The following is a 13,754-nucleotide window of genomic DNA, read 5'->3' as shown; positions in this document are numbered from 1 at the left end:
GTGGCTACAGGGAGGCGACGGATGGTCGGAGATGCATCAGATTCGCAATGCCGTGTCTTGGCGCAGATCAATACTTGTGTGGGCAAAACCTTCTAGATTGGGTGCGCTTCAGCCCTGCATGTTCAGCGGCGACGCATTGGCGAATCCTGACCGCAAGCCGGCTGGGCGAGCAGCTGCAGGATATTGCACGGCATGAGGCTGGCAATCCCCCTTTAATTTTCATGGATGAACGCGCCCATGGGTCCAACAGACCGCACCTTCGACATTCAGCCGCTGCCACAGGCGGACATGACTATCAGCCTCAATGGCCAGCCCGTAAGCGCGGCCATTGGTGAAACCGTGCTCAGCGTGATCCAGTCGCTGGGCCTGCGCCAGGTGGCGCGCAACGATCATGGGCAACTGGCCGGCGCCTACTGCGGCATGGGCGTGTGCCACTGCTGCCTGGTGCAGATCGATGGCCGGCACAAGCGCCGCGCGTGCCAGACCCTGGTCAGGCCGGGGATGCAGGTGCAGACCGCAGTCAACCGTATCGACCAGCCGGAGCACGCGCTATGAGCCTGTGCCCGGTAATTGTTGGCGGTGGCCCGGCAGGCATGGCAGCGGCCATCGAGCTGGCGGAGCATGGGGTGCGCAGCATCCTGATTGACGAGGCGTCGCGCCTGGGCGGGGTGGTCTATCGCGGCCCGCTGCGCGATGGGGTGCAACTGGACTACCTGGGCCCGCGCTACTGCGAAGTGCTGGCTCGGTTGCACGGTGATTTTGCCCGCCAGGCGCCGCTGATCGAAGTGCGCCTCAACAGCCGGGTGATCGGCGCTGAATCCACACGCTCATTGATGGTGCTCGATGCCGACGAGCAACTGTACGAACTGGCCTACCCGCAATTGCTGCTGGCCGCCGGGTGCCATGAGCGCAGCGTGCCGTTCCCCGGCTGGACCCTGCCCGGGGTGATGTTGCTGGGCGGCTTGCAATTGCAGATCAAAAGCGGTGTGGTCAAACCCCAGGGGCCGGTGGTGATCGCCGGAACCGGGCCGTTGCTGCCGCTGGTGGCCTGCCAGCTGCATGCCGCCGGGGTGGCGGTGGCGGGGGTCTACGAGGCCAGCGCCTTCGGCAAGATCGCCAAGCAGAGCCTGGCCCTGCTGAACAAGCCCCAGCTGTTTCTCGACGGCCTGAGCATGCTGGCCTACCTCAAGCTGCACCGCATCAGCCTGCGCTATGGATGGGGCGTGGTCGAAGCGCGGGGCGAGGGCGGGGTGAGCAGCGTGCTGGTGGCGCCGTATTCGGCCGATTGGCAGCCGGACCTGGCCCGGGCCGAGGCGGTGGCCGCCCAGACCCTGGCGGTGGGCTACGGTTTTATCCCGCGCACCCAGCTCAGTCAGCAGATGGGCCTGGAACATGGCTTCAGCGATGACGGCTACCTGCGGGCCACGGCCGATATCTGGCAGCAGAGCAGCGAACAGCACATTCACCTGGCCGGTGATATGGGCGGGATTCGCGGTGGCGAGGCGGCCATGCTCGCCGGGCGGATTGCGGCGGTGTCGATCCTGGTCCAGCGCGACGTGCTGGGCACCGAAGCCGCCTTGCAGCGGCGCCAGGTGTTGCTCAACAAGCTGGCGGCGATTGTGCGGTTTCGCGTAGCCGTCGACCGCTACACCGAGCGTGGCAGTGGCCAGACCAGCCTGCCCGCAGCCGATACCGTGATCTGCCGCTGCGAACATGCGACCCGGGGCGACATCGACCTGGCGCTGTCCCAGGGCGTGCAGGACATGGCCAGCCTGAAAATGCGCACCCGTGTCAGCATGGGTGATTGCCAGGGGCGGATGTGCGTCGGCTATTGCAGCGACCGCCTGCGCCAGGCCACCGGCCGCCAGGATGTCGGTTGGCTGCGCCCGCGCTTCCCCCTGGACCCGATCCCGTTCTCGGCGTTTTCCCAATCTGGCAAGGATGCTTCGACTCATGAGTAAGTTCTACGACGTGATTATTGCCGGCGGTGGTGTGATCGGCGCCTCCTGCGCCTACCAACTGTCCAAGCGCAAGCACCTCAAGGTCGCGCTGATCGACGCCAAGCGCCCGGGTAACGCGACCCGCGCCTCGGCCGGCGGCCTGTGGGCCATCGGCGAGTCGGTGGGGCTGGGCTGCGGGGTGATCTTCTTTCGCATGATGTCGGCCAACCGCAAGCGCGAAGCCGCGGGCTCGGCGGTGGTGGTCGACTCCAGTACACCGCATATCCTGCCGCAGTCGTTCTTCGACTTTGCCCTGCAATCCAACGCCCTGTACCCGCAGCTGCACCGCGAGCTCAAGGGCTTGCACGGGATGGATTTCAAGTTCGAGGAGACCGGCCTCAAGTTTGTGATCTACGACGATGAAGACCGGCTCTACGCCGAGCACATCGTCGGCTGCATCCCGCACCTGGCCGACCAGGTGCGTTGGCTGGACCAGGCGGCACTGCGGGCGGCCGAGCCCAATGTCAGCCTGGAGGCCCAGGGCGCCCTGGAGTTTCTCTGCGATCACCAGGTCAACCCCTTCCGCCTGGCCGATGCCTACACCGAGGGCGCGCGGCAGAACGGCGTCGACCTGTACTTCAACACCAACGTCACCGGCGTGCTGCACCAGGGCACCCGGGTCCGGGGCGTGCGCACCGACGAGGCCGGGGTGTTCAACTGCGACACCCTGATCAACGCCACCGGTGCCTGGGCCGCCGAGCTGAGCCGGATGGCCACGGGCCTGAGCATTCCGGTCAAGCCGGTGAAAGGCCAGATCCTGCTCACCGAGCGCATGCCCAAGTTGCTCAATGGCTGCTTGACCACCAGCGATTGCTACATGGCGCAAAAGGACAACGGCGAGATCCTGATCGGCAGCACCACTGAAGACAAAGGCTTCGACGTCACTACCACCTACCCGGAAATCAACGGCCTGGTGCAGGGAGCGGTGCGCTGCATTCCGGAGTTGGCCCAGGTCAACCTGAAACGCTGCTGGGCCGGCTTGCGCCCGGGTTCGCCGGATGAGCTGCCGATCCTCGGGCCGATGGCTGGGGTCCAGGGTTACCTCAATGCCTGCGGGCACTTTCGCACCGGCATTCTGACCTCGGCCATCACCGGGGTGCTGCTGGACAAACTGGTGAACGACGAGCCGCTGCCGCTGGATATCACGCCGTTCCTGGCCGACCGCTTCGAGCTGCAACCTGATCTGCAACCTGAGCCGCAGCCCGAGGCCGTCCTGGCCTGAGGCCTCAGGAGCAGGGGAGGTTCGCCAGCGCGGTTTTTCCGCTGCTGGCGACGCAGGCCTCAGATGGCCGGGGTGCTGAGGAACGCCGGCAATTGCTCGGCGTAGGCACTGAAGGCCTGGACCTTGGGAAACTGGGAGGCGTCGAGCTGATCGGCGACCATCATCTGGGTGAAACCCCAGGCCACGGCCAGGGTGATGCCCGCCTGATCGAGCTGGCCATCCTGGGGCAGGGGGTGTTTGTGCAGCTCCTGCTCCAGTTCGCGGTAGGCGGCCTGCAACTGGCCGCCCACCCGTTCCAGCCAGGGCGCGTGCTGCTTGTCGGCGGGGCGCAGTTGTTTTTCATAGACGATCTGCACCGATTTTTCGCAGGCCGCCAGCGCCAGGCCAATCACCCGCAACGCTGAGATACGCGGCTCCAGGGCTGCCGGCATCAGGCTGTGCTCCGGGCCGGCCAGGGCTTCGAGGTAATCGAGGATCAGGGTCGAATCCATCAGCACTTCACCGTTGTCGCAGACCAGGGTCGGCGCTTTGACCACCGGGTTGATCTTCTGGAACTGCTCGAAGGTACTGAACACCGACACGGCGGCATGTTCGAAGGGCAGATCCAGGCACTTGAGGCTGATGGCGACACGGCGAACGTAGGGCGAGTCGAGCATTCCGATCAGTTTCATCGAGCATTTTCCTTGTGCGAAACAACGCTGGGAGGGAGACCGCCGGGTAATTTAGCGACTCGCGCCCGGGATTGGCCATGGCAGGCCGAGAAAATTTTTCGGCGCTCGCCGACAATCCCCGGCGCCTTTGCGCTGCCCCTGCGCCACACCACAAAACCCGTCAGGCATACCAGGCGGTTACCGGTCATCAAACTGTCATGGGCGGCTGGCAGGGTGGGCGGCCCGGCCCGCGGGCTGTTTGCGCCACAAGGACGTCATGATCATTGTCACTTCCGGCTCGGCCTATCTGGATATCGATGCCTACGCCTGCTGCATTGCCTACGCCGAATTGCTCAACCTCCAGGGCCAGCCGGCCCGGGCGGTGAGCAGTGCGCCACTCAACGAAAGTGTGGCCGCCAGCCTGCGGACCCTGGGTCCCGGGCTCGACCCGTACGTGCCCGGGCCCGAAGACGAGTTTGTGCTGGTGGATATTTCCAATCACCTGCACCTGGACCCGATCGTTGCCCTGGAGCGGGTGGTGGAGGTCATTGACCATCACCCGGGCTTCGAGGAGTTCTGGGACCGGCGCCTGGCGCAGCGCGCCGATATCCGCCAGATCGGTGCCGCCTGCACCCAGGTGTTCCAGCGTTGGCACGCCTCGGGTCTGCTGGCCTCGATCAGCCCGGCGAGCGCCACCTTGCTGGCTGCCGGGATCCTCGACAACACCCTGAATTTTACCGGCCACAGCTGCACCGAAGCCGACCGCGAAGCCTACGCCGCCCTGGCCGCGCTGGCCGGCCTCGACCCGCAGTGGGCGCGAGGCTATTTCGGCGAATGCCAGCGGGCAATCGAGGGGCAACTGGAGCAGGCGTTGCTCAAGGACCTGAAAATCATGGCCCCCATCAGCAACCTGCCGCGCACCTTCGCCCAGCTCACGGTGTGGGACGCTGGCCAACTGCTGCTCCAGCGGCGGCAGATCGAGCAGGTGCTGGGGCGCCAGGGCCAGGACTGGTTGCTCAACCTGATCAGCCTTCGCGAGCACAAGAGCTACCTGCTGACCGGCAGCGCCGGCAGTTCGCAGAAACTCGCGCTGCTGGTAGATTGCCCGGCGCAGGACGGTGTGCGTGTGCTGGATCGACCGGTGCTGCGCAAAGAGTTGCTGCGCAAGGGGCTGGAGTTGCAGCCGAACAACTGACAAGGCGGGTGGTGATGGGGATTGAAGAGTATTTGCAGGCGGTGTGCGACGAACAGAGCTTCATGGCCTTCGTCGATGCGCTGGTGCAAGACCGGCTCCAGGATGCGGCGGCAGCGGCCCAGGGCCAGCCACCGGCCTGGGAGAATCTGAGCATTGCGGACTTTCTCGAAGGCGCCAACGCCTGGGCTCGGGCCACCGGGGTCGGCGCCTCCCAGGGCCTGGCCGAGGCGTCGCCCTGGCAGCGTTTCGCGGTGTTTTTGTACTGCGGGAAAATCTACGAGTAGGCGCCGACAGGCCCGGCCGACATTGCGCGAACGACTATGCTGCTGGCCGAAGCGGCGCAATCACGCAGCTACTGACTGGGAGGCACTATGCAGTTGAACGCCTTGGCCCTGGCCGCGTTGTGGCTGGGTGTCAGCCTGGGGGCCTGGGCCGAAACCGCGAGTAAGCCCAACGGCTTTGAACAGGCGTTTTCCATCACCATGGCCTTGCCCGCGCTGAGCATCATCTACACCAGCGACCTGAGCAGCGACGAAAAACAGATCAAATGGAGCCAGGCCCAGGAGGAGGCGTGCCTGTTCATTGCCTCGGAGGGGGCGATTCGCGGCGTGTTTTTCGAGCAGGCCCTGAGCCAGGTTCGCGGGCGCGGGGCGGCTCATGGGCGGGCCTTGAGCGACCTGCAATGGGCCGCGATGATCGCCAGTGCCCAGTGAGTCGGGGCCGGTTTCAGTCGGGGTCGACGATCAGTTGTGCGACAAAGGCTGAAAACGACGGCGCCAGGAACACCAGGGCGCGTTCAGGCTCATCGTAGTACTCGGACTCGAAAAAAATAATCGCGCCCGCCTGTGCGTCATCGGTGGCGAAGCAGAAGTAGTCGCCGCCTGCATCGCCGGCGAAGGGCACCAGGTTCTGCGGCATCAGCGGGTTGTCGAGGAAGGCCCCCAGGTAGGTGGATTCCAGGGTGTTGCGCCCGTATTTGAGGGACAGGAACTCGTTGATCTTGTAGCCCTCGTCCTCAACCATAAACAGGTTGGTCTGGCAGTGTCCGCCATTGTGTTGCAGGTAAAACGCTCGCAGTTGCGCCGGCAGTTCGCAGCCGATCTGTGCTTCGACCTGGGCAATATCCTGCGGAGTGAGGGCGTCCTTGCTGTGTTGCAGGTCCATGTTGGTCCCTAAAAAGCGTTACTAGTCGTCGAAGCCGACCTGTTCGTGAATTTCATCCACCTTCAATTCCAGGCGATAGGCCACGGCGATAAACAGCGCCTGGCACAGGCACAGGGTGGCGCTCAGGGAGCGGAAGGCGAACGAGCTGCCCTCATTCACCAGCAACACCGCGTTGGCGCGCTTGGCCAGGGGCGAGAGGTTGCTGTCGGTGATGATCAGGGTCTTGGCCTGGTGGTGCTGGGCAATGCGCAGGCAATGCTGGGTCTCTTTGCCGTACGGAGTGAAGCTGATGGCGATCACCAGGTCGTTGGGGCGGATGCTGCGCATCTGTTCGCGGTAGCTGCCGCCCAGGCCCGACACCAGGTGGATGCGCTTGTTGGTGTGTTGCAGGTTGTACACCAGGTAGTCGGCCACGGCGAACGAGCGGCGCACCCCGACTACGTAGATGTTGTCGGCATTCACCACCAGGTCCACGGCCTTGTCGAACGCCGCATCGTCGAGCTCCAGCCCCAGGCGCTCGATCCCGGACAGGGTGGCATTCACGCATTCACGCGCCAGGTCGCCGCCACTGGCCTTCTGCGACTTGTTGGCGATCATGCTGCGGATGCGCTGCTGGTAGTTCTGCACCGGGGTGGTCTTGTGGGTGTAGGCCTCGCGAAACAGTGCCTGCATTTCACTGAAGCCACTGAAGCCGAAGCGCTGGGAGAAACGCACGATGGCCGACGGGTGCACTTCGCACTCGCGGGCAATGTCGCTGATGCGGTCGACCATGATCCGGTCGCTCTGCTGGCTCATGTAGCTGGCGATGCGTTTGAGCTGGCGCGGCAGGCTTTCGTATTCATTGGTGATCAGCTGCAGCAGGCGCTCGGCATTGATCGGTGGGCTGGTGAGGTCGCTCTCTGGCGCGCTCTCGGAAGTCGCCGGCTGATCGGTGCGGGACATAGAAAATCCTTCTGGCTTGTTCTTATAGGGCCGGCATGGGCATCCGTCCCCTGACAATAGGTGGGCTGTGCGCAGTCTACAGGTTAGGCACGCAGAAAATCTTGAGGCTGATGGCGTCGGGCCGATTGCTGAATCGATGCACGGCCTCTGGAGCGGTGCTTGAAAAGTTTATTGGAAAAAATATTCCATGTAAAAAATTTATAGAAAAAATATTGATTGGCGCCGACAGACGTTTTAGTCTGCATCCACCAAGAGTGTTCGGTGCCGGCAAGAGGGCGAACACAGGCTGATAAAAATAACAGGAGCCAGCATGGGCCAGACTCGTTTTGCCAGTGGGCGTCAATTGGATCTGATCTGCCTCGGACGCCTGGGCGTCGACCTCTATGCACAGCAGGTGGGTGCACGGCTTGAGGATGTCAGCAGTTTCGCCAAGTACCTGGGCGGCTCGTCGGCGAACATCGCCTTCGGCACCGCGCGCCTGGGCCTCAAATCGGCGATGTTGAGCCGGGTGGGGGACGACCACATGGGGCGTTTCCTGGTGGAGTCCCTGGCCCGCGAGGGCTGTGATGTCAGCGCGATCAAGGTCGATCCGCAACGCCTGACCGCCATGGTCCTGCTGGGCCTCAAGGACCGCGAGACCTTCCCCCTGGTGTTCTACCGCGAGAACTGCGCCGACATGGCGTTGCGCGCCGAAGACATCGATGAAGCCTTTATCGCGTCGAGCAAGGCGCTATTGATCACCGGCACCCACTTCTCCACCGACGGCGTGTACCAGGCCAGCGTCCGGGCCCTGGATTACGCGCACAAACACCAGGTCCAGCGGGTACTGGATATCGACTATCGCCCGGTGCTCTGGGGCCTGGCCGGCAAGGCCGACGGTGAAACCCGGTTTGTCGCCGACCACCAGGTCAGCCAGCACGTGCAGCAGATCCTGCCGCGCTTCGACCTGATCGTCGGCACTGAAGAAGAGTTCCTGATTGCCGGCGGCAGCGAAGACCTGCTGACGGCGCTGCGCACCGTGCGCTCCCTGACCGCCGCGACCCTGGTGCTCAAGCTCGGCCCCCAAGGCTGCACGGTGATTCACGGAGCGATCCCGGCGCGCCTGGAAGACGGCGCGATCTACCCCGGGGTGCGGGTGGAAGTGCTGAACGTGCTCGGCGCCGGCGATGCCTTTATGTCCGGCTTCCTCAGCGGTTGGCTGGCGGATGCCAGCGACGAGCGCTGTTCGCAGTTGGCCAACGCCTGCGGCGGCCTGGTGGTGTCGCGCCATGCCTGCGCCCCGGCGATGCCAACCCCGGCCGAGCTGGAATACCTGTTCAACAGCCCGGTGCCGATTACCCGGCCGGACCGCGACCCGGTGCTGCAACGCCTGCATCAGGTCAGCGTGCCGCGCAAACACTGGAAGCAGCTGTTTATTTTCGCCTTCGATCACCGCTGGCAGTTGCTGGAGCTGGCGCAAAAAGACGGCCGCGACTCGGCCGCCATCAGCCAGCTGAAACTGTTGTTTATCCAGGCCGTGCAACGGGTTGAAAGCGACCTGCGCGAGCAGGGCGTCGAGGCCGATGTCGGGCTGCTGGCCGACCAGCGCTTCGGCCAGGATTCGCTGAACGCCGCCACCGGTCGCGGCTGGTGGGTGGCGCGCCCGGTGGAGGTCCAGGGGTCGCGGCCACTGGCCTTTGAACACGGGCGTTCGATTGGCAGCAACCTCATTGCCTGGCCCCAGGAGCAGATCATCAAATGCCTGGTGCAATACCACCCGGATGACGAGCCGCTGCTGCGCCTGGAGCAGGAGGCCCAGCTCAAGGGCCTGTACCAGGCGGCGCAAGTCAGCGGGCATGAACTGCTGCTGGAAGTGATCCCGCCCAAGGACCACCCTTCGGCCCACCCGGACGTGCTCTACCGCGCGCTCAAGCGCTTGTACAACCTGGGCATCTTCCCCGCCTGGTGGAAGATCGAAGCCCAGAGCCGCGAACAGTGGCAGCAGCTCGACGAACTGATCGAGGAACGCGACCCGTACTGCCGTGGCGTGGTGCTGCTGGGCCTCAATGCCCCGGCGGCCACCCTTGCCGAAGGCTTTCGCCAGGCCAGCCAGAGCCGCACCTGCCGTGGTTTTGCCGTGGGCCGCACGATCTTCCAGGAGCCAAGCCGGGCCTGGCTGGCGCAGGAAATCGACGATGAAACCTTGATCCGGCAAGTCCAGGCCACCTTCGTCGAACTGATCGACGCCTGGCGCCAGGCCCGTGACTGATTGATGAACACCGCCAGTGCTTCAGGTGCATCAACGGCGATCATTCGGGCCAGCGCAGCCTCGCTCCTCGGCAGCGCCTGCAACGCCTGATCAGCCCACCCTGTAGCCGCAGCCGAAGGCTGCGCTGGCCAGCATGAACAGCGCTGTTTTCCAGATCCACGGACGACGATTTCCAGCCCAACCGCTCAACGTTTTTTGACGAACAACAATAAAAGGTAGCGCCATGCCCAGTATCAGAATTGGCATCAACCCGATCTCCTGGAGCAACGACGACTTGCCGTCCCTGGGCGGTGAAACGCCGCTGAGCACGGCCTTGAGCGAAGGCCGCGAGATCGGCTACGAAGGCTTCGAACTCAACGGCAAGTTCCCCAGGGACGCCAAGGGCGTCGCTGATGTGCTGCGGCCCTATGGCCTGGCGCTGGTTTCGGGCTGGTATTCGAGCCAGTTGGCCCGGCGCTCGGCGGCCGAGGAGATCGACGCCATTGCCAGCCATGTCGAGCTGCTGGCGCAGAACGGGGCCAAGGTCCTGGTCTATGGCGAAGTCGCCGACTCGATCCAGGGCCAGCGCATTGCCCTGGTCGAGCGCCCGCGCTTTCACAACCAGCAGGCCTGGCAGGCCTACGCCGACAAGCTCACCGAGCTGGCGCGCTTCACCCTGTCCCGGGGCGTGCGCCTGGCCTATCACCACCATATGGGGGCCTACGTCGAATCCCCGGCCGACATCGATCAGTTGATGCAACTGACCGGCAGTGAAGTCGGCCTGCTGTTCGATTCGGGCCACTGCTACATGGGCGGCGGCGAACCGCTGGAGGTGCTGCGCAAACACATCGACCGCGTGTGCCACGTGCATTTCAAGGACGTGCGCAAGCCGGTGGTGCAGTTGGCGCGCAATAACCTCTGGAGTTTCCCGGACTGCATCATCAACGGCACCTTTACCGTGCCCGGCGATGGCGACATCGACTTTGCCGCGCTGCTGGAGGTGTTGCTGGACGCCGACTACCAGGGCTGGCTGGTGGTCGAGGCGGAACAGGACCCGGCGGTGGCCCCCAGCTATGCCTACGCCAAGAAGGGCTACGAAACCCTGCGCCATTTGCTCGGCACGGCGCAGCACAGCCGAGGGGTGGCGCAATGAGCCTGCTGGTCAAGAGTGCTGCCAAGGGCCGGACCATGGTCCAGTTGCAGGAGGGCGAACTGACCTACGTCGGGTTTGCCGCCTATCGCCTGAGCCTCGGCGAAACCCTGCCGGTCAGCGCCGGGGACAAGGAGCTGTGCCTGGTGCTGCTCGGCGGCCGGGTGGATATTCGGGGCGAAGCGCCAGGGCAGGGCGGGTTCGCCTGGGAGAACCTGGGGGATCGGCAGTCGGTATTTGAAGACAAGTCGCCGTTCGCCGCCTACCTGCCGCCCGGCAGCCAGGCCCAGGTCACCGCCCTGAGCGATGTGCAGATCGCCGTCTGCGCCGCCCCCGGTGCCCCGGACAAGCGTTTTGCCCCGCGCCTGATCCGTCCCGAACAGTGCAAGCGCAGCGTGCGTGGCAAGGGTGCCAACACCCGTTATGTGTGCGACATCCTGCCGGACACCGAGCCGGCTCACTCGCTGCTGGTGGTGGAGGTGCGCACGCCGTCCGGGCATTCCTCCAGCTACCCGCCGCACAAGCACGACACCGATGACCTGCCGCACCAGAGCTTTCTCGAGGAAACCTACTACCACCAGGTCAATCCGCCCCAGGGCTTCGTGTTCCAGCGGGTGTACACCGACGACCGCAGTATCGACCAGGCCATGGCCGTGGAAAACAGCGACCTGGTGGTGGTGCCCAAGGGTTATCACCCGGTCAGCGTGCCCTACGGCTACGAGTCCTATTACCTCAACGTCATGGCCGGGCCCAAGCGTGTCTGGCAGTTCCATAACGACCCCCGGCACAGCTGGCTGCTGGACCTCTGAGCCCAACCTTTCAACCCTTGAGGGAGCACAAGAACAATGAGCGATACCCCGGTAGTAGGTCATTACATCGACGGTCAGGTTCACACCCAGGGCGAGCGTTCGAGCCCGGTGTTCAACCCGGCCACGGGCGAGGTCCAGGCCCAGGTGGCCCTGGCCAGCCTGCAGACCGTGGAGCAGGCGGTGGCGTCGGCGCGCCGGGCGTTCCCGGCCTGGTCCGAGCAATCGGCACTGCGCCGTTCGCGGGTGATGTTCAAGTTCAAGGAACTGCTGGACCGTCACCATCAGGAGCTGGCGCAGATCATCACCCGCGAGCACGGCAAGGTGCTGTCCGACGCCATGGGCGAAGTCACCCGTGGCATCGAGATCGTCGAATACGCCTGTGGCGCACCGAGCCTGCTCAAGACCGATTTCAGCGACAACATCGGCGGCGGTATCGATAACTGGAACCTGCGCCAGCCCCTGGGCGTATGCGCCGGGGTCACCCCGTTCAACTTCCCGGTGATGGTGCCGCTGTGGATGATCCCCATGGCCCTGGTCACGGGTAACTGCTTCATCCTCAAGCCCTCCGAACGCGACCCGTCCGCCAGCCTGCTGATGGCTCGCCTGCTGACCGAAGCCGGCTTGCCCGATGGCGTATTCAATGTGGTGCAGGGCGACAAGGCCGCGGTGGATGGCCTGCTGCAACACCCGGACATCGAGGCGATCTCCTTTGTCGGTTCGACCCCGATTGCCGAGTACATCCACCAGCAGGCCAGTGCCCGAGGCAAGCGCGTGCAGGCCCTGGGCGGGGCCAAGAACCACATGATCGTGATGCCCGACGCCGACCTTGACCTGGCGGCGGACGCCCTGATCGGTGCGGCGTTCGGCTCGGCCGGCGAGCGCTGCATGGCGATTTCGATCGCGGTGGCGGTGGGCGAGGTAGGCGACGCGCTGATCGCCAAACTGCTGCCGCGCATCGATCGGCTCAAGGTCGGCAACGGCATGCAGGGCGACAGTGACATGGGGCCGCTGGTCACTGCGCAGCACAAGGCCAAGGTTGAAGGTTTTATCGACCAGGGCGTGGCCCAGGGCGCGCAGCTGTTGGTGGACGGGCGCCAGTTCAAGGTGCCGGGGGCGGAGCAGGGCTTTTTCGTCGGCGCCACCCTGTTCGATGGGGTGACCCCGCAGATGAGCATCTACCAGGAGGAAATCTTCGGCCCGGTGCTGGGCATCGTCCGCGTCGCGGATTTCGCCAGCGCGGTGGCCTTGATCAATGCCCACGAGTTCGGCAACGGCGTGTCCTGCTTCACCCGCGACGGCGGTGTGGCCCGGGCCTTTGCACGCACGATCAAGGTCGGCATGGTCGGCATCAACGTGCCGATTCCGGTGCCCATGGCCTGGCACTCCTTTGGCGGCTGGAAGCGTTCGCTGTTCGGCGACCACCATGCCTATGGCGAAGAAGGCATGCGCTTCTACAGCCGCTACAAAAGCGTGATGCAGCGTTGGCCCGACAGCATTGCCAAAGGCCCTGAATTCAGCATGCCGACTGCCCAATAATTCACATCAACCCGTTGCGTTGCGGAGAACAAGAATGAGCCAGCCCCTGCGTTTCGCCTTGAACCGTATGGTTGCACCCCGTTTGTCCCTGCCTGAATTCATCAACCTCGCGGTCAGCCTCAAGGCCGACGCGATCGAAATCCGCAATGACCTCAAGGGGGTCGAGATTGAAGACGGCACGCCGCCGCAGGAGGTGCGCGAGCTGTGCGCGGCCCAGGGCATCAAGGTGCTGTCGATCAACGCCCTGTACCCCTTTGATGTGTGGAATGACCAGCGCCGGGAACAGGTGCTGAAACTGGCGGCCTATGCCCGCGATTGCGGCGCCGAAGGCCTGGTGATGTGCCCGTTGAATGACCCGGCCGACCCACGCAGCGAGGCCGAACGCAGCGCCGGCCTGCGCACCGCCTTGACCCAGCTGGCGCCGATCCTGCGGGAACACCGGCTGCTGGGTTTTATCGAGCCCCTGGGTTTTGAAGAGTGCGCGCTGCGGCGCAAGCGGGTGGCGGTGGACGCGATCCGCGCCATCGGTGGCCTGGATGTGTTCCGCCTGGTGCACGACACCTTCCACCATCACTTGGCCAGCGAGCATGAGTTCTTCCCCGAGCTGACCGGGCTGGTGCATATCTCCGGGGTCGAGGATGCCCAGGCGCCGCTGAACAGCATCCGCGACGGTCATCGGGTGCTGGTGGGCGAGGCGGACATCCTCGGCAACGCGGCGCAGATCGACACCCTACTCAGCAGCGGTTATCGCGGCTACCTGTCGTTTGAACCGTTCGCCGACAGCGTGCATGGCCTGGCGGATATCCGGCAGGCCATCGGCGCCAGCATCACCCATTTGCGCCAAGCCCTGGCCTGAGCC

15 protein-coding genes are annotated in these 13,754 nt (G+C 64.5%); 11 read left to right on the top strand and 4 right to left on the bottom strand.

The features are described from left to right. Positions 1-237 precede the first annotated feature (237 nt). Genes hcnA through hcnC form a run of 3 tightly spaced genes read left to right on the top strand, consistent with a single transcriptional unit; the run spans position 238 to position 3,222 of the window. Complete coding sequence (gene hcnA, locus AC19YX_RS03615; protein WP_078471483.1) at positions 238-555, top strand: cyanide-forming glycine dehydrogenase subunit HcnA; 318 nt, start codon at positions 238-240, stop codon at positions 553-555. Continuing rightward, on the top strand, positions 552-1,961 hold the full coding sequence (gene hcnB / locus AC19YX_RS03610) for a cyanide-forming glycine dehydrogenase subunit HcnB (RefSeq protein ID WP_078471482.1): 1,410 nt from the start codon (positions 552-554) through the stop codon (positions 1,959-1,961). The genes hcnA and hcnB overlap by 4 nt, the downstream gene beginning before the upstream one ends. Beyond that, complete coding sequence (gene hcnC, locus AC19YX_RS03605) at positions 1,954-3,222, top strand: cyanide-forming glycine dehydrogenase subunit HcnC (protein WP_421547112.1); 1,269 nt, start codon at positions 1,954-1,956, stop codon at positions 3,220-3,222. The genes hcnB and hcnC overlap by 8 nt, the downstream gene beginning before the upstream one ends. Positions 3,223-3,281: 59 nt before the next feature. Here the strand turns inward: hcnC and AC19YX_RS03600 are convergent, their stop codons facing one another. Further along, positions 3,282-3,893 carry a glutathione S-transferase gene (locus tag AC19YX_RS03600; RefSeq protein WP_078471480.1) on the bottom strand — a complete coding sequence of 204 codons (612 nt, stop codon included), beginning with the start codon at positions 3,891-3,893 and terminating at the stop codon, positions 3,282-3,284. A 256-nt stretch (positions 3,894-4,149) separates the two neighbouring features. Here AC19YX_RS03600 and AC19YX_RS03595 point away from each other — a divergent pair, with 256 nt between their 5' ends. The 3 genes from AC19YX_RS03595 (at position 4,150) to AC19YX_RS03585 (ending at position 5,780) form a co-directional block, all read left to right on the top strand. Further along, the gene (locus AC19YX_RS03595; protein WP_500605667.1) at positions 4,150-5,067 is read left to right on the top strand and encodes a DHH family phosphoesterase; all 918 of its coding nucleotides are present in this window, start codon (positions 4,150-4,152) and stop codon (positions 5,065-5,067) included. A gap of 14 nt (positions 5,068-5,081) precedes the next feature. After that, on the top strand, positions 5,082-5,351 hold the full coding sequence (locus AC19YX_RS03590) for a DUF7660 family protein (protein ID WP_201130613.1): 270 nt from the start codon (positions 5,082-5,084) through the stop codon (positions 5,349-5,351). A gap of 87 nt (positions 5,352-5,438) precedes the next feature. Continuing rightward, entirely contained in the window at positions 5,439-5,780 is a 342-nt protein-coding gene (locus AC19YX_RS03585; protein ID WP_500605666.1) for a DUF2388 domain-containing protein, read from the top strand. 13 nt (positions 5,781-5,793) lie between these two features. Here the strand turns inward: AC19YX_RS03585 and AC19YX_RS03580 are convergent, their stop codons facing one another. After that, a complete protein-coding gene (locus AC19YX_RS03580; RefSeq protein ID WP_500605665.1) occupies positions 5,794-6,231 on the bottom strand; it encodes an SMI1/KNR4 family protein in 438 nt (145 codons plus the stop codon). Between the two features lie 21 nt (positions 6,232-6,252). Further along, positions 6,253-7,173 carry a MurR/RpiR family transcriptional regulator gene (locus AC19YX_RS03575; protein ID WP_078471475.1) on the bottom strand — a complete coding sequence of 307 codons (921 nt, stop codon included), beginning with the start codon at positions 7,171-7,173 and terminating at the stop codon, positions 6,253-6,255. 310 nt (positions 7,174-7,483) lie between these two features. Here AC19YX_RS03575 and AC19YX_RS03570 point away from each other — a divergent pair, with 310 nt between their 5' ends. Then, complete coding sequence (locus tag AC19YX_RS03570) at positions 7,484-9,421, top strand: bifunctional 5-dehydro-2-deoxygluconokinase/5-dehydro-2-deoxyphosphogluconate aldolase (RefSeq protein WP_201130616.1); 1,938 nt, start codon at positions 7,484-7,486, stop codon at positions 9,419-9,421. 90 nt (positions 9,422-9,511) lie between these two features. On the opposite strand, the gene AC19YX_RS03565 is transcribed toward AC19YX_RS03570, so the two are convergent. Continuing rightward, positions 9,512-9,667, bottom strand: coding sequence for a hypothetical protein (locus tag AC19YX_RS03565; protein ID WP_161955750.1), 156 nt, complete (start codon positions 9,665-9,667; stop codon positions 9,512-9,514). Here AC19YX_RS03565 and iolE point away from each other — a divergent pair. Genes iolE through AC19YX_RS03545 form a run of 4 tightly spaced genes read left to right on the top strand, consistent with a single transcriptional unit; the run spans position 9,645 to position 13,751 of the window. Continuing rightward, positions 9,645-10,553 (top strand): myo-inosose-2 dehydratase, encoded by a 909-nt coding sequence (gene iolE, locus AC19YX_RS03560; RefSeq protein ID WP_500605664.1) that lies wholly within the window; start codon positions 9,645-9,647, stop codon positions 10,551-10,553. The genes AC19YX_RS03565 and iolE overlap by 23 nt on opposite strands. Continuing rightward, on the top strand, positions 10,550-11,359 hold the full coding sequence (gene iolB / locus AC19YX_RS03555; protein WP_078471472.1) for a 5-deoxy-glucuronate isomerase: 810 nt from the start codon (positions 10,550-10,552) through the stop codon (positions 11,357-11,359). Before iolE ends, iolB begins: the two co-directional genes overlap by 4 nt. A 36-nt stretch (positions 11,360-11,395) precedes the next feature. Then, positions 11,396-12,895, top strand: coding sequence for a CoA-acylating methylmalonate-semialdehyde dehydrogenase (locus tag AC19YX_RS03550; RefSeq protein WP_078471471.1), 1,500 nt, complete (start codon positions 11,396-11,398; stop codon positions 12,893-12,895). Positions 12,896-12,929: 34 nt separating this feature from the next. Beyond that, positions 12,930-13,751: a TIM barrel protein gene (locus AC19YX_RS03545; RefSeq protein ID WP_201130619.1), complete on the top strand. Its 822-nt coding sequence runs from the start codon at positions 12,930-12,932 to the stop codon at positions 13,749-13,751. The last annotated feature ends 3 nt before the right edge of the window (positions 13,752-13,754 follow it).

This window comes from Pseudomonas sp. MF09150, from assembly GCF_059862355.1.
The sequence above is the reverse complement of the archived record's forward strand: the minus strand, read 5'-3'. Positions and strand labels throughout refer to the sequence as shown.

Excerpts from the sequence above, each read along its gene's own strand:
- AC19YX_RS03590 (WP_201130613.1), top strand. The coding sequence starts at position 5,082 with ATGGGGATTGAAGAGTATTTGCAGGCGGTGTGCGACGAACAGAGCTTC.
- AC19YX_RS03580 (WP_500605665.1), bottom strand. The coding sequence starts at position 6,231 with ATGGACCTGCAACACAGCAAGGACGCCCTCACTCCGCAGGATATTGCC.
- AC19YX_RS03595 (WP_500605667.1), top strand. The coding sequence starts at position 4,150 with ATGATCATTGTCACTTCCGGCTCGGCCTATCTGGATATCGATGCCTAC.
- AC19YX_RS03600 (WP_078471480.1), bottom strand. The coding sequence starts at position 3,893 with ATGAAACTGATCGGAATGCTCGACTCGCCCTACGTTCGCCGTGTCGCC.
- AC19YX_RS03550 (WP_078471471.1), top strand. The coding sequence starts at position 11,396 with ATGAGCGATACCCCGGTAGTAGGTCATTACATCGACGGTCAGGTTCAC.
- iolE (WP_500605664.1), top strand. The coding sequence starts at position 9,645 with ATGCCCAGTATCAGAATTGGCATCAACCCGATCTCCTGGAGCAACGAC.
- AC19YX_RS03575 (WP_078471475.1), bottom strand. The coding sequence starts at position 7,173 with ATGTCCCGCACCGATCAGCCGGCGACTTCCGAGAGCGCGCCAGAGAGC.
- AC19YX_RS03570 (WP_201130616.1), top strand. The coding sequence starts at position 7,484 with ATGGGCCAGACTCGTTTTGCCAGTGGGCGTCAATTGGATCTGATCTGC.
- hcnB (WP_078471482.1), top strand. The coding sequence starts at position 552 with ATGAGCCTGTGCCCGGTAATTGTTGGCGGTGGCCCGGCAGGCATGGCA.
- AC19YX_RS03585 (WP_500605666.1), top strand. The coding sequence starts at position 5,439 with ATGCAGTTGAACGCCTTGGCCCTGGCCGCGTTGTGGCTGGGTGTCAGC.
- hcnA (WP_078471483.1), top strand. The coding sequence starts at position 238 with ATGGGTCCAACAGACCGCACCTTCGACATTCAGCCGCTGCCACAGGCG.
- AC19YX_RS03565 (WP_161955750.1), bottom strand. The coding sequence starts at position 9,667 with ATGCCAATTCTGATACTGGGCATGGCGCTACCTTTTATTGTTGTTCGT.
- AC19YX_RS03545 (WP_201130619.1), top strand. The coding sequence starts at position 12,930 with ATGAGCCAGCCCCTGCGTTTCGCCTTGAACCGTATGGTTGCACCCCGT.
- hcnC (WP_421547112.1), top strand. The coding sequence starts at position 1,954 with ATGAGTAAGTTCTACGACGTGATTATTGCCGGCGGTGGTGTGATCGGC.
- iolB (WP_078471472.1), top strand. The coding sequence starts at position 10,550 with ATGAGCCTGCTGGTCAAGAGTGCTGCCAAGGGCCGGACCATGGTCCAG.